The organism is Lactobacillus sp. W8093 (assembly GCF_016100925.1).
Classification (GTDB): domain Bacteria; phylum Bacillota; class Bacilli; order Lactobacillales; family Lactobacillaceae; genus Lactobacillus; species Lactobacillus helsingborgensis.
This window is the reverse complement of record NZ_JACFRL010000007.1, coordinates 70,237-94,887: the sequence shown is the minus strand read 5'-3', so window position 1 is coordinate 94,887 and position 24,651 is coordinate 70,237. Positions and strand designations below refer to the sequence as shown.

Sequence of the window (24,651 nt, the reverse complement as noted above, 5' to 3'; positions counted from 1 at the left end):
ACAATCTGCAAAACAATATTAGTTATAGTTATGGCAATTGTTTTAATTTCGGGAGTGATCAAATGGCTAAACTAACTGAAGCTCAAAAGCGAGCAAAAAAAAAATGGAATGATTCACATAAAAAAAGGATGAATTATATTAGGAGAAGATCAGATTCTAAAAATTTTATTCTCAAATATGCAAATGAAGAAGATTTAGACAAAACTTTGGAATACATCAAGATGAGGAGAGAAGAGTTAAAGCGAAGTTGATCGATTTTTAAATTTTGCAATGTTTTAAACCGCACGGCATTTGCACGGCATAAAACTATAGAAAGATGAACCTTCAGAAATAAAAATGCTGTTATATCAGCAATTGTATAAGTACAGAAACTGTATAAAACCTTATTCTTAATCCTCTCACACTCCGTAAATAAAAGGTTATAATATAAACTGTTACGGCCCTTTTATTTGTCTATGTTCGCCAAGTTTTAATAAATATTTTTTGTTCGAGAATCTTTTTTAGCTTTAAATCTTATGAATTAAATTTTTAAAAAAAGATGAACTTGATTTACTTCAAATAAAAATACTACAAGACAAGTTAAACTATGTTATCGTCTAAAAATGACTAATTTATATCCAATGATAAAAGGAAACTCAGTTTTATTTTATCAACCAGCTAACTGTTGTCTTTTAGCTATTTAAAGTACATCAATATCATGTTCAAAATCCAAGATATAGGATACTGAATTAAATTATTAAGGCTGTTTACCTCTTTCAATGACCGAATCCGTTAAATTTTTTAGGTATAAAGCTAATCAGATGGACTTGAGCAGTATCGAGAAGACAATAATTAACCATTTTGGTTTCTATTGTTATATGGTTAGATCTATATGAGGTAGGTTATTTTTGATTTTCAAACTGTATTTGAAATATTGAGTTTATAAACCAAGATTATAAAAAATTAGCTTTGCTGTAGTATTGCTCCTTTGATCTTTTTTAAAAAATAATGGGTAATATTAAATTTAGTGGTGAAATAATGTCCTTTTTATTGGAATACTAAGTTTTTTGGCAGTTTTGTGACTTTAAAAATAAAAAAGTCTGATCCAAAGGAAAGACCTTGAAGTATTGGCAATATTGGGCGTTTATATCGGCATTTTTAAGATTAGGTGTATTTGTTTCACTTGATGATACTGTTTAATAAAGATGATACTCATCTGACTAAACAGTATTGTATGGTAACAACTAATTTCAATGATTATAGTATAAAAAAGATTTTTACCCTAATTTCATCATAAAAATAGTTGACGATAATCCAAAACTTTTCAATTTTCGTAAATATAAATGCTATAAATTAGCTATTTAATTATTCGTAATTAGCAGAGTTGATCTCTCAAATCGCACTAATAAAAGCTTTAAACGCTAATTTATGGGCTTTTTACTTAAAATAATTAATTATTATCAATTGTATAAAATAATTTTTTTACGGTTTGACAAAATATTTAAAAATAATATAATCAAAATATATATGTTTATAATAATGAAAGTAGTGAGTGATTTTGATAGATACAAATAATAAAGTAAGTTTAGAAAAAATGCTTTCTTTTCCACTTTCAGAAACCGTAGTTAAAATGTTAATAGACCTTTCAAAGCACTTCTTGTGTGATCCAAATTTTGCTTTTCTCCTAAAACCTGGTTATAAAGATGATGCCTGCGTTAAACTAATTTATAAAGATCCTGATGATCAAAAAAAACAAATTAACATAAATTTCATTTTATTTATAAGGCAAGGTAATGTGGAAAAGAATAAATATTCTATTCATATAAGATTTCGTCATAATAATATACATTTAGTTAGGCTATGCATGAATGGTGGAAACCACAAAAATAAAAATAAGAAAAAAATAAAAGGTAGTCACATACATATTTATGATAAAAATGATATCAGTCATGCATACTACTTAAGGGATTTTTCAATTTTTAGTTCAAAAGATAATTTACGTGAGTCATTAAAACATTTTGAAAGATTTGTTCATATACAAATTCCTCAAAATGCTAAACCTCAAAATACTAATTAGTTTTATTGTGAAAGTGAGGTAAATAATGAATAATAAAAATAGCTTGTATAATGAAGAAAATGATTTTTCAAATAAGTTGCTATACAAATATAGTTATATCAAAGAAGGAATTGTACGGATTGATACTCCTTATTTAGATAACTTTAATGATGGAATTGTAATATATGGAATTCAAGAAAAAAATAAAATAATAAAGTTTACTGATGATGGGTGGACATTAAGTAACCTTGAGGAGATGGGTATTAATTTAGAAGAACAAAATCTAAATGATAAAGATTACTTTTCTTCATATGAAAAAAAGTTGATGCAAACAAATGATATTAAACTTATTGAAAAAAGTTTTGTTTTGGAGATAAACGGTGAGTTTAAGTTCAATGAAAAAAAATTGTTAAATCTTTCGGATAAATTAAATCTTGAAACATTGATATCACCTTTAATTCAAATAATAATTTCCGTTTATTCTTTTATGTCAAAATTTGAAAAATAGTACTTTAAGTTCTTGAAAAAACTATTCATTTAGTTAAAAAATAAATGTGGAGAAAAAGTTTTTATTATAGCTAATTTACTATTTTAAAGAGGTAGAATAATTGTTATATTTTTTTACTTGAGTGCTAATACTAACTTAAATTAAATTTGTATAAGTTCATAAAAAATAAGTAGCAATAAATTAGAATGATAATTCGGCATATTAAACGCTCTGAATTTATTTAGGTTTAATTTTGCTTGGCTTTTCATTAAATAAAAAAAGATAATATATAAAAATAAATAACATTAATTGTTGTTTTTAAAAATATAAAACAAATTTGATAAGATAGTACTAAGACCAATTGGCATTAAAATTATTATGCTAGTTTTTAATGTTAATTGGTCTTTTAGATTGCATAGAATGTACTTTTTTATATTAAGGGAAGTTATATTTTTTATTATCCATAAATTTATAAGTGAAAAATTAATTCTAATAAATTCGGAATTATAATTTTCGAACAAACAAAAATTTCAAAAAAATGTAGACATAAATAGAAACTTATGCTAAATTATTAGAAGTAGTCGAGAGACGACAACAAAAATGGAGGATTAGCTCAGCTGGGAGAGCATCTGCCTTACAAGCAGGAGGTCACAGGTTCGAGCCCTGTATCCTCCATAATAATGGTGGTGTGAAGGGAAGTTCGCGCCGCCATTATTTATTGATTAACTAATAACTTGAATCCTTGCATTTTATTTCAAAATAGGTATACTATTAAAAGTGCTTTGATTCAGAACAATGACCCGTTGGTCAAGTGGTTAAGACATCGCCCTTTCACGGCGGTAACATGGGTTCAAATCCCGTACGGGTCACTTTGGAGGATTAGCTCAGCTGGGAGAGCATCTGCCTTACAAGCAGGAGGTCACAGGTTCGAGCCCTGTATCCTCCATCGTTCTATGGCTACCGAATCTGCGGTAGCCTTTTTTATTATCAATATATAGAACGAAATTTTTAAAAAATCGGTTCAAGTCCTGAGAGGATCCTGTAATGGAGATGCCTTGTAACCGAATAGCTATTGTCTATAGGGGGACTATTATGGAAAAACGTTTATTTACTTCGGAGTCTGTTTCTGAAGGACATCCTGACAAAATTGCTGATCAAATTTCAGATGCAATTTTGGACGCAATTATTGCCAAAGATCCCCAAGCACACGTTGCTTGTGAGACTATTGTCAATACGGGAATTGTCTATGTGTTTGGTGAAATATCAACATCTGCTTATGTTGATATTCAGAGTATTGTCCGTAAAACTGTTTTGCGCATAGGCTATGACAAACCCGAATTAGGCTTTGACGGCAACAATTGTGCAGTTTTAATTGATATTGATGAGCAATCACCTGATATCGCTCAAGGAGTTGATCATTCACTTGAAACACGTGAAAATCACTCTGACGAAGACCAGCTTGACCAAATCGGGGCAGGAGACCAAGGATTAATGTTTGGCTTTGCGATCAACGAAACGCCAGAGTTAATGCCTTTGCCAATCTCACTGGCTCACCGCTTAATGAGACAAGTTGCCAAGTTACGCAAGGATGGCACTTTAAGCTGGCTTAGACCAGATGCCAAGGCTCAAGTAACGGTTGAGTATGATGAACAGCAAAAACCTTTAAGAGTTGACACTGTGGTTATTTCAACGCAAACCGATGATCAGGTTTCAAACGAAGAAATCCGTCAAGCAATGATCGATTTGGTGATTAAAAAAGTTATTCCAGCTAAATACTTGGATGAAAAGACGAAGTTTCTGATTAATCCTTCTGGCCGCTTTGTTATTGGTGGACCTAAAGGCGATTCAGGCCTAACTGGACGTAAGATAATCGTTGATACCTATGGGGGTTATGCTCGCCATGGTGGCGGTGCATTTTCAGGTAAAGATCCTACGAAAGTTGATCGTAGTGCTAGTTATGCTGCCAGATATGTTGCTAAAAATATTGTTGCTGCGGATCTAGCTGATCGCTGTGAAGTTCAGCTTGCGTACGCAATTGGAGTTGCTCACCCTGTTTCAGTCATGATTAATACTGCCGGAACTGGCAGAGTTAGTGATGATTTATTGACTAAGGCAGTACGTAAAATATTTGATTTGCGCCCGGCTGGGATCATTAAAATGCTTAATTTAAGGCGACCAATTTACGAACAGACCGCGGCTTACGGTCACTTTGGCAGAACCGATATTGATTTACCATGGGAAAAAACCGATAAAGTTCAAGAACTTTTAAACTTTGTTCACGAAAATAAATAGTTTTATCAGCTAATGAAGGGGTTGTGATTGTGAAGAAGACAAATATACGAATAGTAATGATTGCGATTTTTATGACGACGTTTATGACCGCCATTGAAGGTACAATCGTTTCTACAGCAATGCCGACAATTGTTTCTGATCTGAATGGATTAGAAATCATGAATTGGGTTGTTTCCATATTTTTGTTTATGACTGCTGTATCGACTCCTTTATACGGTAAATTGGCAGACAGTTTCGGTCGTAAACCAATCTTTTTATTAGGAATAGCACTTTTTGTGATTGGTTCAGCGCTTTGTGGTCAAGCACAAAATATGGTTGAACTAATTTTATTCCGTGTTATTCAGGGGTTAGGCTCTGGAGCTGTTCAACCGGTGGCAATGACCATTATCGCCGATTTATACAGCTTGGAAAAAAGAACCAAGATGTTAGGTCTTAATTCCGGTTTCTGGGGTGTAGCATCAGTTATTGCACCACTGCTTGGTGGGTTTATTGTCCAAAATCTTTCTTGGCACTGGGTTTTCTACATTAATGTGCCAATTGGCATTATTGCCCTATTGTTAATTATCTTTTTCCTTAAGGAACCAAAGAATAAGAAGAAAAGCAAACTTGATGTTAAAGGAACATTTTGGTTAATAGTTTTACTTCTGACCTTAATGTTTACACTGCAGGATCTAGGGACAATTAAGCCGCTTATGCTGGCTGCTCTAGTTGCTTTAATCATTATTAGTGCAATTGTGTTCTACTATGAAGAAAAACGCGCAGAAGACCCTATAATGCCCCTTTCAATGCTCAAAGGCAGGGAGTTCTTAGCCGTCAATATGATTACACTGCTTATCGCAGGGGTAGTTATTGGTTTTGAATTTTACATACCAACCTGGATGCAGGGAATTAACGGTACTTCAGCTACTGTAGCCGGTTTTGCCGTAACGCCAAGTTCAGTAATGTGGGTAGTTGGCTCATTCTTAATTGGTGGTATGCTTAGCCGCTGGGGCGTAAGAAAAACCTTCTTCGGACTATTAACCATTCTTTTAATAGCAGATTGCATGTTGCTAATTGTGCCGATACACACGCCATTTTGGGTATTCTGTGTGATTGCCACATTAAATGGCTTTTCCTTTGGTGGCGTTTTAACCGCATCACAGGTTCGCTCACAGGTGCTGGTTTCAAAAGAAAATATCGGTGTTGCTACTTCTTTTAACACTTTGATGCGGTATTTAGGGCAAACCATGATGGTTTCAATTTTTGGTATTACCTTTAACACCATTGTTGCAAACCAACTTGCTCATCGTCCTAATTTAACTCAATCAATGATGAACAAAATTGTTTCTTCAGTTAAAGCAAAGGAGCTTGCCGCTAACTTAATTCCACAATTAAGAGGAGTGCTCTTTAGCGCTTTAAAAGGTGTTTACTGCGTTTCTCTAATAGCAATTATAATTTCAATTATTTTTAACTGCATTTATAAAAAACAACAAAAAAATAGCTAACTAAAATAAATATTGAGTAAAACCTGCTGGTAACCAAATCAGCAGTTTTTTTATTTATTTAACTTTTCTCTATAGTAGAAAAGTCGCTTTCTAAAAATTATAATAGACGATATCAAAAAATTTACAGATAGGAAGTATAGCATGGAAAGGCAAATTACCAATTGGCGTTCTTTAGGCGGACATGTCGGTGCTGGAGGAAAAAAGGTTAGAGATGACCTGCTTTTTCGGTGTGGTCAATTATATAATTTAACCCCATTTCAAAAGGAGCAACTACAAGATAAATATCAAATTAAACGTGTTTTCGATTTTAGAGGGCAGGATGAACGCAAACAATTTCCAGATTTCTTGTGGTCAGGTCTAGACTACGTGGTAATTGATGTGTTAAAGGATGCTCAAGTCAATCAAGCCAGTGTGGAAACGATTATTTCTGGTAGTTATAGCGCGGAAGAAGATATGTTAACTACTTATGAAGAACTGGTAATGGAGAAGTCTGCACAAACAGGTTATCGGCAATTTTTGTTGACTTTAATCAATGATCCCACTCCAACAGCATTTCACTGTTTTGCGGGCAAGGACAGGACTGGCGTAGCAGCAGCTCTCATATTAAAAACTTTAGGAGTCAGTGATGAGGAAATTTATGCGGACTACCTTGAAACTATTCCGGCACGTAAACAAGAAAATCAAGAAATTTTAGACTACTTGCAAGATCATTTAACTAGTGCGCAGCTAGATGAGGTTGCGGTTGCACTAACCGTAAAAAAAGCTTATTTAGAAAGATATTTTGCTACTATCAAGCGCAACTTTGGTGATTTTGACAATTATCTTATGCAAGGACTGAATTTACCAGCTGATTTTAAAGATAAGATGCGCCAAATTTATTTAGTGTAGGTCACAATTTTAAAAAGATGCTCAATGCAGCGTTTAACTTTAAATAAGTAATTAATATATGAAGGTAAAAATACCGGTAAAACTATAATTACTAAATTAAATATTTCTTCTTATTTGTAGTTAAAAGTTTATAAAATGTTCATCATTAAAATAAATAACTAAGTAAAACTTTTATCAAGTTGATTTTTGCTAATAAATTCAACTTAATAGCTGACTTTGCAGCTAAAATGCGCTAAATTTAGTTAGTATGATATTAAAACTAACAAGAATTTGAATAAAGGAGAAAAAATGCAACGCGACGAATATATCAAAAGTCTCAATCTTGAACCCCATCAAGAAGGTGGCTGGTTCAGACAAGTTTATACCAGTGATAAGCAATTTTATGACGAAGATAGCAAGGGAGAACGTTTCTACTACACCTCAATTTATTTTTTACTCGATGATAAGAATTGCTCTCATTTTCACCGTTTAAATCATGATGAGATGTGGTATTATCACGATGGTCAGGCAATTACTATTCACTGCATTTCGCCTGAGGGCAAATATTATGCGGTTAAATTAGGAAAAAATGTTGCGCAATGTGAATGTCTGCAGTTTAGGGTGCCAAAATATACTATCTTTGCTTCGGAAGTGACCGAGCCTGACAGCTTTTGCCTAGTAAGCTGTGTTGTTTCTCCCGGCTTTGATTATCACGATTTTGAGCTGCTTAAAAAAGCAGATTTGTTAAAGAAGTATCCAGAATATAAAGACGTCATTGACCGTCTAGCTCAAGATTAATTCTGACTACAAAAAAAGTTCAAACTACTAAAAGTTTGAACTTTTTGTTTTAAACTAAACTGTTTTCTTGTGCGCGCATTTCTAAATAATAGTGATATAAGAAGGAGTAGCCGATTAGTAAGAATGCAATCCCTTCTAAAAAGCCGCCAACTACATCTGAAGGATAGTGTACGTGGCTAAAAATCCTTGTATATCCGATTAATATGGGAAAGCAGGCCCAAACAATGCATAACACATATTTGGCCGCTTTATTTTTGATTAATAAAATTGTTAAAACAATTAAAATTCCAAATAAAGTAGCACTGCCAACCGAGTGTCCAGAAGGAAAACTATAACCGTGTGCTGCAACTAGATGATGTGTGAAAGGCCTGTGACGAGCAATAGCATGTTTAATAATCCAATTATAACCGTTGGCAGCAATCATCGTTCCGGCTGTAAAAAACGCATAGGCAAACTTTTTAAAAACTGCTAAGACGATTACCAGCAAAATGGTTTCGACCATAATCACATTCGTATTGCCCAGATTAGTAAAAACAGTAGCAAATTTGATAAGTATTGGATTATTGTTGCAGATAATATTAATTACAGTCCGGTCAAATTCATGAATAAACTGGTTTTCTGAAGCAACTAGAATTGCCCATGCAGCATATAAAATTAAGAATATGGTGGCGGGTATTATGGTATCTCTTTTTGTTTGAATTGTTTTGTTCAAAAACTTTCTCCCCTTGTTTTTTTTAGCATTTGTGGTAAATTATAATCATTATTGGTCAAAAAGGAAAGATCAGGAATTAGTAGTAATTTTGTTTTTCTATAGAGAAGAGTCGGTTGATGCAAGACTTGAAAAACAAGTTATGAACTGAGCCTGAAGACAAGTCTATCGTTTGCTATCCGCGTTAAGGGGCGTGAGTGTCACACTTTTTAGTGTGGAACTTAGGTGGTACCGCGATTATTCGTCCTATGAATTGTTTCATAGGGCTTTTTTTATGAGGTGAAAATATGTACAATCACAAAGTCGTTGAAAAAAAGTGGCAGGATTATTGGGAAAAAAATCAAACATTTAAAACTAGCACTGATTCTAAAAAGAAAAATTATTATGTTCTAGACATGTTTCCTTTTCCATCTGGTAAAGGGTTGCATGTTGGGCACCCTGAAGGTTACACAGCAACTGACATTGTTGCACGGATGAAACGGAGTCAGGGCTATAATGTTCTTCACCCAATGGGGTGGGATGCGTTTGGTTTGCCAACCGAGCAGTATGCGCTGCAGACTGGTCAGGATCCAGCTGTTGTTACTAAGGAAAACATTGCTAATTTTAAAAGACAACTTAATAAATTGGGTTTTTCTTACGATTGGAATAGAGAGCTGGCAACCTGCGATCCCAAATACTACAAGTGGACGCAATGGACATTTGAACAAATGTATAAAAACGGCTTGGCTTATGAAGCAGAAGCGCCAGTTAATTGGTCACCTGATTTAGGCACTGTTGTCGCTAATGAAGATATAGTAGACGGTAAGACTGAACGTGGAGGTTACCCGATATATCGTCGTAATATGAAGCAGTGGATGCTTAGAATTACCAAATATGCTGATCGGCTGCTAGCAGGTTTAGACAATCTTGATTGGCCAGAAAATATTAAGGAGATGCAAAGAAACTGGATTGGCCGCTCGGTAGGTGCCCAAATCACTTTTAAAGTTAAAGATTCTACAGAGACCTTTGACGTTTTCAGTACGCGTCCAGACACTCTTTTTGGGGCAACTTATGCAGTTTTAGCACCTGAAAATAAATTAGTTCAAAAAATTATGACTGCTGGTCATAAAGATGAAGTTAACGCTTATATTAAACAAATTGAATCTAAGTCCGACCTTGAAAGAACAGATTTAAACAAAACCAAAACCGGTGTGTTCACTGGGGCTTATGCAATTAATCCAGTAAATAACGAGGAAATTCCGATTTGGATTGCTGACTATGTTCTTGCTAGCTATGGTACTGGCGCGGTAATGGCTGTACCGGCCCATGATACGCGTGATTATGAGTTCGCTCGGAAATTCAATTTGCCTATTAAGGCTGTAATCAAGGGTGGAGATATTGCTCAAGAAGCATATACCGGTGAAGGTCCGCACATTAATTCCGATTTCTTAAATGGTCTTAATATTGAAGATGCCAAGAAAAAAATTGTGGCTTGGCTAGAAGAACATCACGCTGGAGAACAAAAGGTTAATTACAAATTGCGTGACTGGGAGTTCAGTCGTCAGCGTTACTGGGGTGAACCAATTCCTGTAATTCACTGGGAAGATGGAGAAACAACTTTAGTTCCCGAAGATGAACTGCCACTTGTTTTGCCTCATGCTACTGATATCAAACCATCAGGTACTCCTGAAAGTCCATTGGTTAACTTGAAGGATTGGGTAAATGTAGTTGACAAGAATGGCCGCAAAGGTAAACGTGAAACGAATACTATGCCAAATTGGGCTGGGTCTTCTTGGTACTTCTTACGCTTTGTTGACCCGCACAATGATAATAAACTGGCTGATTATGAATTGTTGCAGAAATGGATGCCGGTTGACCTATATATTGGTGGTGCTGAACATGCCGTTAGACACCTGCTTTATGCTAGATTTTGGAATATGGTCCTTTATGACTTGGGTGTTGTACCAAATGAGGAACCTTTCCAAAGACTTTACAATCAGGGTCTTATTCTGAAGGATCATGACAAAATGTCTAAATCAAAGGGCAATGTTGTTAACCCGGATGATGTGATTGACGAGTATGGTGCGGATAGCCTGAGAATGTATGAAATGTTTATGGGACCGCTTGATGCTTCGATCGATTGGGATGATAACGGTCCAGCTTCTACAAAGAAATTTTTAGACAGAGTTTGGCGCTTATTTGTTAACGATTTGGACTTAAAGTCAATACCTCAAGAAAATATCGTTGACGAAAATGATGGTACTTTAGATAAAATTTATAACGAAACTGTTAAAAAAGTTACCGAAGATTTTGATGATCTGCACTTTAATACGGCAATTTCACAATTGATGGTCTTTATTAATGCTGCTCAAAAGGCTAAAACAATTCCTAAAGAATATGCAGAAGGCTTTATTACGCTTTTAGCTCCGATTGCTCCTCACATGATGGAAGAAATTTGGCAAATCTTTGGTCACGAAGAATCAGTTACATTTGCCAAATGGCCATCCTATGATCCAGCTAAGTTGGTAGAAACTACTGTTGAAATAATGGTTCAAGTCAATGGTAAGTTACGAGGAAACTTTAAAGCTGCAAAGGATATGGCTCAAGAAGAAGTTAAGAAGCAAGCTTTGTCCTTACCTCACGTTCAAAAATTCTTAAGCGGCAAAGAAATTAAAAAAGTCATTGTTGTACCTAATAAAATAGTCAATATTGTAGCCAAATAAAGTTAATTTTTCCTAAAGTGCAAAGTATATTTGTTGTTAATTGCCTTTTTTCATTCACAATAATATAGTTAGTAAATAAGATTTAGGGAATATTAATGAGAGAAAATAATTCAGCAGAACAAAATACGCAAAACACTTTTATTAAAGGCAGTGCGTGGATGACTTTTGGGTCTATTACTTCACGTATTTTAGGTGCCCTCTATATAATTCCGTGGTTTTATTGGATGTCACCTTACGGTAATATTGCTAACGCTCTGACTGCAAGAAGTTACAACATCTACAGTATTTTTATCTTAATTTCTACTGCGGGAATTCCTGGTGCTGTTGCCAAGCAGGTAGCAAAATATAATGCACTTAATGAATATGGCGTTGGTCGTAAACTGTTTCATCGCGGCCTAATTCTTATGGTGATTTTAGGAATTATTTCAGCAGGGATCATGTACCTTGCTTCGCCTTTTTTAGCCTCTAACGGTGCCCAAGTTGATCCTAGACAGGTAAAAGTAATGCGCAGCCTATCGTATGCCATTTTAATTATTCCTGTATTGAGCATCATGAGGGGTTATTTTCAGGGCTATGAAGATATGATGCCGTCTGCAATTTCCCAGTTTGTCGAGCAGCTAGCCCGTGTTATTTGGATGCTGCTGACTGCATACGTGATTATGCAGGTGCAGCACGGCAATTTTGTGGATGCTGTAGTGCAGTCCAACTTTGCAGCTGCAATTGGTGCGATTTTTGGTATTGCTATTTTAGCGTGGTTTTTGTTTTCCAGAAAAACCATGCTTGACGAATTGGTAGAAAATTCCGACAATGAAATTCAGGTTTCAACTTCGGCCTTATTTGTTGAAATCATCGCCCAAGCTATTCCATTTATTATTATTGATGCCGGCATTCAGCTTTTCTATCTCGTAGATCAATATACTTTCCATCCAATGATTGCTAATTTAATTACTGCAAGCAACAATACTATTGAAACTTGGTATGCTTTGTTTGCACTTAATGCTAATAAGTTGATCATGATTATTGTGTCTTTAGCTAGTGCGATGGCAGTAACTGCAATACCGCTATTATCAGCAGCTCATACGAAACATGATTTTCACGCAATTTCGGATCAAATAGGTAATACATTAGATTTGTTCTTATTTGTCATGATACCGGCTGCTTTTGGGATGGCAGCAATTTCTACCCCGGTTTACACTATTTTTTATGGCTACGACCAATTAGGTTCAAATGTACTGTACCTTTCTTCTTTTACTGCTATTTCTTTGGGGTTATTTACTGTATTGATGGCTATTTTACAGGGCTTATCAGAAAATACGTTGGCAATAAAATATTTGGTTTTAGGGCTAATTATCAAAATTCTGATGCAATATCCAATGATTTATCTCTTTAAAGTTTATGGACCTCTGCTGGCAACTAACTTGGGCATGTTGGTAATTATCTTTATGGCGCTGAAGCATCTTAAAATCGGCTATAATTTTAATCAAAATCGGACTAGAAGGCGTTTTATTGGCATTACCGCCTTTTCAGTAATGATGTTCATATTAGTCTTAGCTTTAGAAAGGGCATTAGAACTTTTCTTAAGTCCAAAGAGTAGTTTGCAATCGTTAGTAATTGTCCTGCTTTCAGTAATTGCTGGATGTTTATTTTACGCCTTTGCTGCAATAAAATCTGAACTTGCACAAAAGATTTTAGGAGAAAAGATCGTACCTCTTTTAGAAAAATTGCATATTCATGCATAAAAAAGAGCGTTATTATCATATTTGATAATAACGCTCTTTGTTTGCAAAAATGGTTTAAAAACATTTCTGCGCGCCCTTGCCAAGGAACTATATTGTACTAGATAAATTTTTAAATCTCAATGTTAACGGTGGTGAAATTCACCCGCAGGAGTATCATCATGACGATTTTTGTCAGGCATTACAATTGCAGCGACCAGATATAAAAGTAAACCCGCAATATTTGTGAACAATATTAAAAACGCTCCGCCAATTCTGGTCCAAGCTTTATCCCAGCCGAAATACTCAGCAACTCCGCCTAAAACGCCAAATAAAACTCTATCATCTGATTTTGTTAACCCCTTTTGCACGCTAATTCCCCCTTTGCTTTTAAAGCACAATACATTTTGCCTACATAGTAAGATTTAGTTATTGCTAGATAAAATCGATTATTGTACCTTTCGAGAAGTAATTTGATATGATCAGAATAAACTTATTTTTTAAAAAAGCAAATTAATGATGTTGTTTTTTTACGCCAGCTAATAACATTAATTCAATATCCACTTCGTTTGTGATAAATCAGAATGATTTTATCTGGCTACAGGATATTAGAAATCAGGATTGAGCCAAATAATTTTTCAATTTTATCCAACTTTAATTGCAAAAAAAACTAATCCAGCAGGATTAGCTTGTAAAATTATGCCCCGAAAAAGATTCGAACTTTCACTTAGTTACCTAAACAGCGACCTGAACGCTGCGCGTCTGCCAATTCCGCCATCGGGGCATGTCATTTTTAACACAGTAATAATCATACCAAAAATTTGGTAAAATGTAAGCATAAATAGAAAAATATTCAAAAAAATTCTGGAAAGGGAGTTTTATTACTTGAAGCATAAAGTTAAAGCACTCATACTTACATTTATTAGCTTATTTTTGCTAATGGCACCGGTAAACACTGTTGCTGCAGCCAAAAAGGCCCCTGATAATTATGATCAAGACAAAGTAGCAATTGATGCTAAAGCCGCAATTGCTATAGATAGTGAGACCGGACAGGTTTTATATGGCAAAAATATCAATCAGCCTTTACCTATAGCTTCAATGACTAAGCTTATTACTGCTTATCTGACACTTAAAGCAATAGATGAGAACAAAATCAATTGGGATACCAGGGTCACGCCCACAAGGCAGATTTTTGCTGTTGCCAGCAACAGAGAATATTCTAACGTTCCACTGCGCATGAAGCACACTTATACGATTAGACAGCTATATCAAGCTACATTGATCGAATCAGCTAATGGGGCGGCAATGATGCTGGCACAGGCAATAAGTGGCTCACAGACGGCTTTTGTAAGACAAATGCGTCGCCAATTGCAAAAATGGGATATTAAAGATGGTCGTATTTATACTACCTGCGGTTTACCTAATAAAAGTGTTGGAAGTGACGCTTACCCGGGTGCAGGTAAAAATGCCGAAAATATGTTGTCGGCCAAAGATATGGCTTTAGTAGGACTTCATTTGCTGCAAGACTACCCTAATGTAATTAATACTACCAAAATAGCTAAGTTGAACTTTGTAGATCAGGATTTCGCAACACCCATGAGTAATTTTAATTGGATGTTGAAAGGAATGCCGCAGTATCGTAAAAGATTAAAAATAGATGGTTTAAAAACAGGAACTACTGACGCAGCAGGTGCGTGTTTTATCGCAACTGCTAAACATAAAGGTGGTCGAATAATCACAGTAGTGATGGGAGCTAAACACGAAACCAATACTGATCCGGCCCGTTTTATTCAAACTGCCAAATTATTAGACTATGTTTATCAAAATTATCAACCATTAAAATTTAAGCGGAATGAAGTCATTATTGGCAAAACCAATATGGCTGTTCATAATGGTCAGGCAAGGCAAATCAATATTGGTATGAAAAATGACAGCTTGATTTGGGTACCGCAAAATGGTCAGAAATTTACGATTGAATTGGCTGCGAAACAGATTGAAGCGCCAATTAAATCGGGCCAAAAAGTTAATTCATATATTTTTAAAAAAGGCAACCAGAAAATAATCTCATTACTTAATCCTGCAGGATTACTTTTGCCGGCTCAAGCCTTACAATCAACTAATAAAGTAAATATCTTTGTCCGTTTCTGGCGCTGGTTATTTGGGGGTTAAAAATGAGCACAATTACAGAAAGCATTTTGCCAAAAGTCATTAAAAAAAGACCAAGTGATTCTCATAAAGGCAATTATGGCAGAATCCTTTTAATAGGTGGAAGCGAAAACTATGGCGGTGCAATTATTATGGCGGCTGAAGGTGCACTTAACAGTGGGGCAGGACTAATTTCTGTAGCCACTCATACTGTGAATCTCGATGCACTTCACGCTCGCGATCCAGAAATTATGTTTGTTGACTGGCGTGACCGAAATTTAGTAAAATTGATCCCGCAAATGGATGTGATTGTTTGTGGTCCGGGTTTAGGGGTTGGTTCTGTTGCTCATACAATTATGACCATTCTCAATCAAAGTATTTCTGCAAAGCAAACTTTAATTTTAGATGCAAATGCTTTGACCTTTATTGAACAAGAGCCAGAATTAATTCCGCAAGCTGTTGGCTTAATCGTTATAACGCCACACCAGATGGAATGGCAACGTTTAAGTCAAATTAGAATACCGTATCAAACTGACAGTGCCAATGTGGATGCGCTAAAAAGGATTTTTCCTACGCAGAATGCAATTTTGGTTTTAAAATCCAATCACACCCACGTTTATTCCAAGTCTGAGCCGGCTTTCGTTAATCCTATTGGTAATCCAGGTATGGCAACAGGTGGTATGGGCGATACCTTGGCTGGTATCATAGGCGGATTTACAGCACAGTTTGGTGGTAATCTCAACTCTGTTTTAGCTGCAGTTTATATCCATTCTTTAGCTGGTGACCAATTGGCGAAAAATAATTATGTTGTTCGTCCTACAGAAATTAGTGCGTTATTGCCCAAACTGATGAGGCATTATGCCAATTAGTGCTTATTTTGCAATTATTATGGTTGAGGAGAAAAATTTAACATGAAAAACAGTTTATTAAAAACATTGACAGCTTTTTGTGTTCTTTTAATCTGTGCGATCAGCTTGGCACGAATATCTATGCCTTCTCAGATAACAGAGGAACATAAAACAACAGATAAGAAAACTGCTGTCATAAAAACTGCGGCTTCTTTTCGTCCGTATCAAGATCCTAAAGACCTGCGTGCTCCTTTTAACTGGAAAAAGCCCAGCGAAACTAAACCATATCCCAAAATTAGGCATCTTGAAAATGATTTGACTATCAGAGTTTCTCTTAAAGGTAATCGCGTTTATATTCTGCGCAATGGTAAAAGGATATATACCATGATTGCGAGTGCTGGTCTCTTTAAAAAAGGCAAATCTTTAACTCCAGTTGGAACTTTTAAAATCAAAAATGACCGTGGCGATTCCTTTTACAACCCCGATTTAAATGAGGGTGCCAATAATTGGACTAGTTGGGACAAACATAATGTTTATTTATTTCACTCGGTACCAACAAAGAATAATGGCAAATACAATGTTAAAGAAGCAGAAAAGCTGGGAGTGAAACCTGCTTCTCATGGTTGCGTCAGGTTGAGTGTTCCTGACTCGCGCTGGCTGGTAGAAAAAATTCCCGCCGGTACAAAAGTAATTGTCAAAAATAACTGAAATAGTTGGCGCAAACGATATTTCCTGTTATAATCATTTTTTGAAAGTGGTTAGAAGTAGTAGACATTTTTTTGAACAAGCGAACCCGAGTTGATGTGAGTCGGGTCAAAAAGATGGTTGAAGGCGTGTCTAACTGATTAATTAATAAATTAAACAAAGCGGATACTTTGTATCAACAAGAGTGGTACCGCGGGTAAAAACTCGTCTCTTCCTTTATCCTAAGGAAGGGACTTTTTTTGGCATTAGGAGGCTGAAATGGATTTTAAAGATAAAGTAGTTGACTTGATAGCAGCACAGGTCGATTTACCTAAAAATAAAATTAGTTCATTAATTGAACGACCAAAAAACGAAAAAATGGGAGACTATGCCTTTCCTGCATTCGCTTTAGCAAAAGTGATGCACCAAAACCCTGCTGCTATTGCTCAAGATATAGCAAATAATATTGAGAGTCCTGACTTTGCCGAGATTAAGGCTGTTGGCCCTTATGTTAACTTTTCTATTAATCATAGTAAGTTGATTTCCCAAACACTTGCAGAAATTTTATCAGAAAAAGAGCATTATGGTGATCAAAAATTAGGCCAAGGCAATGTTCCAATTGATATGTCCAGTCCGAATATTGCCAAACCAATGTCAATGGGACACTTGCGTTCTACAGTAATCGGCAATTCCATTGCGAAAACATTGGAAAAAGTTGGTTATTCACCAATAAAAATCAACTATTTGGGTGATTACGGCACGCAATTTGGCAAATTAATTGCCGCGTATAAGCACTGGGGCGTCGAAGAAGATGTTAAAAAAGACCCCATCATGAATTTATTTAAATACTATGTAAAATTCCATGAAGAAGCTGAAAAACATCCAGAGCTTGATGACGAAGGCCGTGCTTGGTTTAAAAAACTGGAAGACGGTGATCCAGAAGCTGTAAAACTATGGCAATGGTTCCGTGATGTTTCTTTAGCTGATTTTAAACGTATTTACAAGGAACTGGGTGTAACCTTTGATTCTTATAAGGGTGAAGCCTTCTTTAACGATAAAATGCAGCCTGTGATTGATGAACTAAAGGAAAAGGGTCTTTTGCATGAATCACGCGGCGCACAAGTTGTTGATATGGGTGAGGATGAAAATCCTGCCATAATTGTTAAGTCTGACGGCAGTAGTATTTATTTAACCCGGGATTTAGCAGCAGCGATTTACCGGATGAAAACTTACCACTTCGTCAAAATGCTTTATGTGGTTGGTAATGAGCAGTCACAGCATTTTGTGGAATTAAAGACTGTTTTGAAAAAAATGGGTTATGATTGGGCTGATGAAATCCATCACGTTCCTTTCGGTTTAATTACCCAAAACGGCAAAAAATTGTCTACGAGAAAAGGCAATGTGGTCTTTCTTGATCAAGTGTTACAAGATGCCGTTAAACTTGCTCAAAAGCAAATTGAGCAAAAAAATCCCGATTTGGCTAATAAAGATCAGGTTGCCCATGACGTTGGCGTTGGCGCAGTTATTTTTCATGATTTAAAAAATGAAAGAACCGAAAACTTTGACTTTGATCTGGATGAAGTTGTGCGCTTTGAAGGTGATACTGGTCCTTATGTCCAATATACCAATGCACGTGCACAAAGCGTTTTACGTAAAGCTTTGAGGCAAGGTCATGAGCCACAACTCTCAGATATAAATATTGATGATGATTGGTCCTTTGGCGTTGCCAAGTCTTTAGCCGATTTCCCACGGATTATTGCACGCAGTAGTGCTAAATTCGAACCATCTGTTATTGCAAAGTATGCTCTTGATTTAGCTAAAAAATTCAATAAGTACTATGCTAATGTCAAAGTTTTAGTTGATGACGCTCAAATTGGTGGGCGATTAGCACTGGTACAGGCCACGTCAATTGTTTTAACTGAGGCTTTACGCCTATTAGGAGTCAATGCCCCTAAAGAAATGTAAAAAATGTTAAATAATAGCGTTTACATCAAATAAAAGATTGTTCAATGTTTAATTAATACGATACAATATGACTGTAAGTTTAATAGGAGGTATTTTTAATGGCATATTTAGATAATGGTAACCAAATCTTTAAAGATGCTCGTAAAAACCATTATGCAGTAGGTGCTTATAACACTAATAACTTGGAATGGACTCGTGCAATTTTGCAAGCTGCTGAGGAAACAAGAACCCCAGTTTTAATCCAAGTATCAATGGGTGCAGCTAAATACATGGGTGGCTATAAGGTTGCTAAGGATTTAGTTGAAGATGAAATTGATGCAATGGATATTTCAGTTCCAGTTGTATTGAACTTAGACCACGGTGATTTTGAAGCTGCTAAGGAATGTATTGCACTTGGCTATTCTTCAGTTATGTTTGATGGTCATGCTTTATCTACTGAAGAAAACTTGGCTAAGACTAAGGAAATTGTTAAGTTAGCCCATGAACGCGGCATCTCAGTTGAAGCTGAAATTGGTAAAATTGGTGAAAACCAAGGTGCTGAAGGTGGCGAACTTGCTTCTGTTGAAGATGCAAAAGCTTTTGCTGCTGCTGGTGTTGACAAGCTTGCTTGTGGTATTGGTAACATCCATGGTGTTTACCCTGCTGATTGGAAAGGCTTAAACTTTGACCGCTTAAAGGAAATTGCTGACGCAGTTTCTGTACCACTAGTTTTACACGGTGGTTCAGGTATTCCTGAAGACCAAGTTAAGAAGGCTATTTCTCTTGGAATTTCTAAAGTTAACATTAACACTGAATTCCAATTAGCTTTCCAAGCTGCTACTCGTAAGTACTTTGAAGCCCACAAGGATGAAGACAAGGACAACAAGGGTTATGACCCTCGTAAGCTTCTTCTTCCTGGTACTGAAGCAATTACAGCTTCAATGAAGGAAATGATCACTTGGCTTGGTACTCCATCAATTGATGACAAGATTAAGTCAGCTGGTTTTGACAAGAGTTCATTGAACTTAGAATAATTAGTAAATAATATTAACATTGGAGCAATCGCAAAAAGATTGCTCTTTTTTGTTAGCAACTTTTTCAGAAATTTTAATAGCTAGTATTAATTATTTGCACAGTACCACTAAAAAATTAAAAAAATAAAAATAGTTTGACTTAAAGTTGAATTTAAGCGTTATACTCAAGAAAAAGATGAATGGAGGCAAATTATGATTTTTGATAAAGTATTAAATCTATCTAATGGCGTTGAAATTCCCCAATTAGCTTTTGGCACATGGAAAATTCCAGACAATGAGGCTTTTGCCGCTGTCGAAAACGCGTTAGCAATTGGCTATCGTCATATTGACACTGCTCAGGCTTACCATAATGAAGGTGGAGTTGGCGAGGGAATAAGAAAATCTGGAGTTAAGCGCGAGCAAATTTTTGTGAATTCGAAAGTTGAAGCAGAAATTAAGGATTATGCTAATGCTAAAAAATCAATTGATGAAACTCTTTTACGCATGAAACTAGACTATTTGGACATGATGATCATTCATAATCCACAGCCTTGGATAGAAGTTAACCAGTCTGATGACCGCCACTTTGAGGGTAATCTGGAAGCATGGCGTGCTCTAGAAGAAGCAATGAAGGCCGGCAAACTACGTGCAATTGGCGTTTCCAGCTTTCAACCAGAAGACTTGAACAATTTAATTGCTAATAGTGACGTTAAACCAATGGTTAATCAAATTTTGTGCCATATTGGTGCAACGCCAAAGCCCTTAATTGATTTTTGTCAGCAAAATGGTATTGTAGTTGAGTCATTTTCACCTGTTGCTCACGGTGAAGCTCTCAATAATGAAGTCATTAAAAAGATGGCTGCTAAGTATCAGGTGTCGGTTGCTCAATTGTGTATCCGTTATGATTGGCAATTAAATACCGTTGTCTTACCTAAATCAACTAATCCAGTTCACATGAAAGAAAACTCAGAACTAAACTTTGTGATTAATGATGAGGACATGAAAACTCTGGAGGCTGTCAAAACATTTGACTACGGTTCATCCAGTCATTTTCCAGTATTTGGTGGCAAGAGGGAGAAGTAGTTTTAGTAACGTTTAAATGAAATAATAAGAAGACTATCAATGCGGCTTTTGCAAGTAGCTGATACATAGTCTTTTTTGTTTATTTAAAAGGGAAAAAATGTAAATAAATGTTGGCTATGATAAATTTGAAATGGCTAACTTAGGCTACAGCCTTGTTCATACAAGTTGTGGCGGCGTTGAACTTTTATATCAAAAATTCCTAGATGATATGAAAGACACAGTTAACGATAACATCAAAAACTTTAAAAATCCGATCTTGGTTGAAGTTTGTACAGATGATCCTACTTTAGATCCTAATATTAGCCTGAATTTTACTAAAACGTGTCACATGGCTAATGTTGATTCTTTTACCGTTTCAGGTGCTAATCACACTTTTAACGTTGAAACAGGTGATTTTACGAAGTTAAATGAAGTTATTGGTAAAGTTGTCCCGTGGATTAGCGCACATATCAAATAAAAAACCAGCTTTGATTAAAGCTGGTTAATAGCAATGCTAAAGCTTAGCTTCGCAGTTAAGCTTTTTTATTTTACTTTATTGAATTCAGTTGGCTTATTTAGTGCTGGCTCTGTTAAGAGTAAAATCTGGTCTTGTTGGAATGCAATTGGTAAAAGTTGATGTTGATATAATCTTACTTCAACAAACATCTTACCATCTTCATTAACAATTACCGGGTATTCCTTTTTACCGATAGTAACCATTAAGTTACCGTCATTTTCACTCAAAGTTATTAAACCATAGCCCGGATTGTGATAGTCGCCTAGTTGGTCTTTGTCAGCTTTAACCTTTTGTGGTGCGTCTCCCATAAGGCTGCTAATCTTTTGTTCACGCTTTGTTATTTTTTGGTCCACAGCCTTTTTGACTTTTGCTGTCCAATCCGTTTCATTTATTCCTAGAGCATTGTCAATGGTTTGATATGCTAGTGCAAAGATAGCATCCGTTGAATCCATATTAGTGGTTGAAACAAAAGCCAAATCGAGATCGGGAACAAAGCCCATAAAAGAACAATACCCAATATATGAACCACTGTGATAAAAGTATTTATGACCGCGGTAATCTTCCATCATCATGCCTAAACCGTAGGCGCCAAAATTAGCGCCACCGTATTCACGGCTTGGCGACATAATAGATTGTGGCAAGAAGTGTTCAGCCATAGCATTATTTTTACTTTCTTTTTGCAATTTTAACTGGTATTTCGCCCATGAAAGCAGATCAGAAATTGTTGAAAGCATGCTGCTGGCACCGCCAACTTTTCCTGGTGCTATAAAAGGAACTTCTTTGGTGATGTTATTGTCGCCAATATAAGGTTTAACTATCTTTTCCCTTGGTGCTTCGTGATGATTAATGTAGGTATGATTTAAATTTAATGGTTCTAACAAATGACTGCGTTCGTATTTGCCGTAATCTTGACCAATGGCCTGCTCAAAGGCATAGGTAGCAACGGCATAAATTAAATTACTGTATTGCATTTTATACCGCAGTTCATGATTCGGCTCTAAATGACCAATGTGTTCTGCTTTTTCTTTTAAAGTTAAATCATGTTTATTCATATTGGTGAACCGCATCAGATCATGCGCTGGCAAGCCGCTTTGATGACTTAATGCATCACGCCATGTTAAATGGTCTTGAGCGTATTGGTCAACCAGTTTAAAGTCAGGCCAGTATTTCTTAAGTGGCTCATCTAAACTAATTTGACCAGAATCAGCTAATTGACAAACAGCAGTGGCAAAAAAAGTCTTTGAAATTGAAGCTAAAGGATACAAACTGTCCTGTTCGGCTTCACCATAAACATGGCTAAAACTTTCACCATTGTGATACACGCCAATTCCTAAACTGGGTAATTTAAATGTCTTGCTCACTTTTTGAGCTAAATCAGCAATTGTTTGCTTATTCATATTCATTATCTAACTCTTTTCATATTTATTTTTTCCATAATAAAATTATACAGAAACATTTGCTTTTTTACACTAAATAAAAGTTCTCTTAAATAGTTCTTTAAAATATATGATGATAGAATTTGACATTAATGATAAATTTATTAATAATATAAGTAAAACATAATGAAATGAGTGATTTTTATGAAAAAAAGAAGTAAATTCGCTTCTGCTGGTATTTTGTGCCTTGCTGCCTTAACACTGTCAGCTTGTGCTAAAAGTGCTAACAATAGTGATGATACCAAAACAGTAAAAAAATTTACTGTTGAGACGCCTATAAAAAATGTGAAAAATGGCGGAACTGTAAAAGTGGCCGTTGTCGCAAATACTCCATTTTCAGGTATTTTTTCACAAGAACTTTCCTCTGAAGATGTAGACTCAATGGTTGCAGCTCCTGGTCAAGAAACTTTATTTGATAGTGATGATCAATATGGCGTCACTGATAAAGGGCCAGCTACACGTAAATTAGACCCTAAGAAAAAGACGATCACAATCAATATAAAAAAAGGGGTTAAATGGTCTGATGGCAAACAAGTAGTAGCCAAAGATTTCGAATATGCATATGAGATTTTGGCTAACAAAGATACAGCTTGTCCGCGTTATAGCAGTCAGTTTGAAGTATTAAGGGGACTAAAAGAATACCACGAAGGCAAAGCTAAAACAATTTCTGGAATTGAAATGCCTGATGGAGAAAATGGCCGTAAAATTGTTTTACACTGCTCAGCTTTAAATCCAAGTATGTCAAATGCAGGCAGCCGTTCACTTTGGGAAGCAGTTGAACCCTATCATTATTTGAAAGATGTTCCTTTCGCAAAATTAAAATCTTCTGATAAGATTAGGAAAAATCCGTTATTTTTCGGACCGTTTAAGATGGAGAAACTAGTTAGAGGACAATCTGTAACGTGGGTACCGAACAAATACTACTGGAGAGGGAAACCAAAATTAGATAAAGTTGTTATTTCAGTAGTATCTTCTAATTCTGCCTCTCAAGCAATTAAAAGTCATAAATTTGATATTATTCCTGTAATTAACACCCAGTGGCCACAAATTAAAACTACCAAAAACGTGAACTTCATTGCTCAAATTCCTATTGCTTATCATTATTTGGGTTTTAAAGTAGGAAAATGGGATGCTAATAAGAGCAAGAATGTCATGAATTCTAATGCTAAGATGAATAATAAGGCCTTAAGGCAGGCAATAGGTTACGCTATGAATGTTGATGCGGTCAATAAGCGTTATACGTATGGCTTAACGTTTAGGGTCAAAACTTTAGTCCCAGAAAAGTTTGGTGATTACTTTGATAAAACTGAAAAAGGATATAATTACGATTTAAAAAAGGCAAATCAGATTCTAGATAAAGCGGGTTATAAAAAGAAAGGAAAGTGGCGCGTTCAGCCTAACGGAAAACCTCTCGTAATTCGCTTTGCTGCCATGAGTGGAGATACTACGCAAGAGCCAATAGTTCAAAACTATTTACAGCAATGGCATAAAGTTGGACTTAATGTCCAGTTAGCCACAGGTCGCTTAATTGAACACAATTCTTTCTACGATAAATTACAACATGATAATAAAGATATTGACATGTATCTCGCTGGTTGGTCAACACCAACTGAGCCTTCGCCCCACCCGTATTATAGTGAATCAGCACCCTTTAACATGACCAGGTTTGTAACTGCAAAAAACAACAAGCTTTTAGATGAAATAAATTCTCAAAAAGCTTTTAATCATGATTATCGGGTTAAAAAATTTCATGAATGGCAAAGATATATGAATGAGGAGGCTTATGTTATCCCAGTTGATAATTCTTATCAGATCTTTGCTGTTAATGACAAGATTTCTGGCTATTCGCTTAAGCCGTCAAAACAAAACAATAGTCATCCTTTATGGAATGAAGTAGGTTTTATTAAATAGAA

20 protein-coding genes, 4 tRNA genes, 1 riboswitch and 1 other annotated feature are annotated in these 24,651 nt (G+C 35.6%); of the genes, 20 read left to right on the top strand and 4 right to left on the bottom strand.

The features are described 5' to 3' along the window. Positions 1-62 precede the first annotated feature (62 nt). The 10 genes from H3T47_RS06170 (at position 63) to H3T47_RS06125 (ending at position 7,963) form a co-directional block, all read left to right on the top strand. On the top strand, positions 63-251 hold the full coding sequence (locus H3T47_RS06170) for a hypothetical protein (RefSeq protein WP_199282866.1): 189 nt from the start codon (positions 63-65) through the stop codon (positions 249-251). Positions 252-1,537: 1,286 nt separating this feature from the next. After that, complete coding sequence (locus H3T47_RS06165; RefSeq protein ID WP_199282865.1) at positions 1,538-2,056, top strand: hypothetical protein; 519 nt, start codon at positions 1,538-1,540, stop codon at positions 2,054-2,056. A gap of 25 nt (positions 2,057-2,081) precedes the next feature. Further along, on the top strand, positions 2,082-2,543 hold the full coding sequence (locus H3T47_RS06160; RefSeq protein ID WP_199282864.1) for a DUF1828 domain-containing protein: 462 nt from the start codon (positions 2,082-2,084) through the stop codon (positions 2,541-2,543). A gap of 581 nt (positions 2,544-3,124) precedes the next feature. Beyond that, a tRNA-Val gene (locus H3T47_RS06155) sits at positions 3,125-3,197 on the top strand. A gap of 122 nt (positions 3,198-3,319) precedes the next feature. Further along, a tRNA-Glu gene (locus tag H3T47_RS06150) sits at positions 3,320-3,391 on the top strand. 4 nt (positions 3,392-3,395) lie between these two features. Further along, positions 3,396-3,468 (top strand) — tRNA-Val (locus H3T47_RS06145). A 68-nt stretch (positions 3,469-3,536) separates the two neighbouring features. Then, positions 3,537-3,617: riboswitch (SMK box riboswitch) on the top strand. After that, entirely contained in the window at positions 3,615-4,814 is a 1,200-nt protein-coding gene (metK, locus tag H3T47_RS06140) for a methionine adenosyltransferase (RefSeq protein WP_199282863.1), read from the top strand. It overlaps the preceding riboswitch by 3 nt. Positions 4,815-4,843: 29 nt before the next feature. Next, the gene (locus tag H3T47_RS06135; RefSeq protein WP_199282862.1) at positions 4,844-6,298 is read left to right on the top strand and encodes an MDR family MFS transporter; all 1,455 of its coding nucleotides are present in this window, start codon (positions 4,844-4,846) and stop codon (positions 6,296-6,298) included. Positions 6,299-6,439: 141 nt separating this feature from the next. Further along, positions 6,440-7,186 (top strand): tyrosine-protein phosphatase, encoded by a 747-nt coding sequence (locus H3T47_RS06130; protein WP_109918585.1) that lies wholly within the window; start codon positions 6,440-6,442, stop codon positions 7,184-7,186. Positions 7,187-7,474: 288 nt separating this feature from the next. Beyond that, positions 7,475-7,963, top strand: coding sequence for a cupin domain-containing protein (locus tag H3T47_RS06125; RefSeq protein WP_109918584.1), 489 nt, complete (start codon positions 7,475-7,477; stop codon positions 7,961-7,963). A gap of 49 nt (positions 7,964-8,012) precedes the next feature. On the opposite strand, the gene H3T47_RS06120 is transcribed toward H3T47_RS06125, so the two are convergent. Next, complete coding sequence (locus tag H3T47_RS06120) at positions 8,013-8,675, bottom strand: phosphatase PAP2 family protein (RefSeq protein WP_199282861.1); 663 nt, start codon at positions 8,673-8,675, stop codon at positions 8,013-8,015. Positions 8,676-8,731: 56 nt separating this feature from the next. After that, positions 8,732-8,924: a binding site (T-box leader), on the top strand. A gap of 35 nt (positions 8,925-8,959) precedes the next feature. On the opposite strand from H3T47_RS06120, the gene leuS reads away from it, so the two are divergent. Both leuS and H3T47_RS06110 read left to right on the top strand, forming a co-directional pair. After that, positions 8,960-11,374 (top strand): leucine--tRNA ligase, encoded by a 2,415-nt coding sequence (gene leuS / locus H3T47_RS06115; protein ID WP_199282860.1) that lies wholly within the window; start codon positions 8,960-8,962, stop codon positions 11,372-11,374. 95 nt (positions 11,375-11,469) lie between these two features. Continuing rightward, positions 11,470-13,113, top strand: a complete 1,644-nt coding sequence (locus H3T47_RS06110) for a polysaccharide biosynthesis protein (RefSeq protein ID WP_109918581.1) — start codon at positions 11,470-11,472, stop codon at positions 13,111-13,113. Between the two features lie 122 nt (positions 13,114-13,235). On the opposite strand, the gene H3T47_RS06105 is transcribed toward H3T47_RS06110, so the two are convergent. Beyond that, complete coding sequence (locus H3T47_RS06105; RefSeq protein WP_199282859.1) at positions 13,236-13,460, bottom strand: PspC domain-containing protein; 225 nt, start codon at positions 13,458-13,460, stop codon at positions 13,236-13,238. A 329-nt stretch (positions 13,461-13,789) separates the two neighbouring features. Continuing rightward, a tRNA-Leu gene (locus H3T47_RS06100) sits at positions 13,790-13,873 on the bottom strand. A gap of 155 nt (positions 13,874-14,028) precedes the next feature. On the opposite strand from H3T47_RS06100, the gene H3T47_RS06095 reads away from it, so the two are divergent. The 7 genes from H3T47_RS06095 to H3T47_RS06065 all read left to right on the top strand — a co-directional run bounded on the left by H3T47_RS06095 (position 14,029) and on the right by H3T47_RS06065 (position 21,263). Continuing rightward, positions 14,029-15,258, top strand: a complete 1,230-nt coding sequence (locus H3T47_RS06095; protein WP_199282929.1) for a serine hydrolase — start codon at positions 14,029-14,031, stop codon at positions 15,256-15,258. Positions 15,259-15,260: 2 nt separating this feature from the next. Next, positions 15,261-16,103, top strand: coding sequence for an NAD(P)H-hydrate dehydratase (locus H3T47_RS06090; protein WP_199282858.1), 843 nt, complete (start codon positions 15,261-15,263; stop codon positions 16,101-16,103). 42 nt (positions 16,104-16,145) lie between these two features. Beyond that, entirely contained in the window at positions 16,146-16,790 is a 645-nt protein-coding gene (locus H3T47_RS06085) for a L,D-transpeptidase (RefSeq protein ID WP_199282857.1), read from the top strand. A 255-nt stretch (positions 16,791-17,045) separates the two neighbouring features. After that, positions 17,046-18,731: an arginine--tRNA ligase gene (gene argS / locus H3T47_RS06080; RefSeq protein WP_199282856.1), complete on the top strand. Its 1,686-nt coding sequence runs from the start codon at positions 17,046-17,048 to the stop codon at positions 18,729-18,731. Between the two features lie 98 nt (positions 18,732-18,829). Then, complete coding sequence (fba, locus tag H3T47_RS06075) at positions 18,830-19,744, top strand: class II fructose-1,6-bisphosphate aldolase (RefSeq protein WP_038523383.1); 915 nt, start codon at positions 18,830-18,832, stop codon at positions 19,742-19,744. A gap of 192 nt (positions 19,745-19,936) precedes the next feature. Continuing rightward, on the top strand, positions 19,937-20,806 hold the full coding sequence (locus tag H3T47_RS06070; RefSeq protein ID WP_199282855.1) for an aldo/keto reductase: 870 nt from the start codon (positions 19,937-19,939) through the stop codon (positions 20,804-20,806). Between the two features lie 130 nt (positions 20,807-20,936). Continuing rightward, positions 20,937-21,263: a hypothetical protein gene (locus tag H3T47_RS06065; RefSeq protein ID WP_199282854.1), complete on the top strand. Its 327-nt coding sequence runs from the start codon at positions 20,937-20,939 to the stop codon at positions 21,261-21,263. Positions 21,264-21,328: 65 nt separating this feature from the next. Here H3T47_RS06065 and H3T47_RS06060 read toward each other — a convergent pair whose 3' ends face one another. Next, entirely contained in the window at positions 21,329-22,705 is a 1,377-nt protein-coding gene (locus H3T47_RS06060; RefSeq protein WP_199282853.1) for a serine hydrolase, read from the bottom strand. Between the two features lie 177 nt (positions 22,706-22,882). On the opposite strand from H3T47_RS06060, the gene H3T47_RS06055 reads away from it, so the two are divergent. Then, entirely contained in the window at positions 22,883-24,649 is a 1,767-nt protein-coding gene (locus H3T47_RS06055) for an oligopeptide ABC transporter substrate-binding protein (protein ID WP_199282852.1), read from the top strand. Positions 24,650-24,651 lie beyond the last annotated feature (2 nt).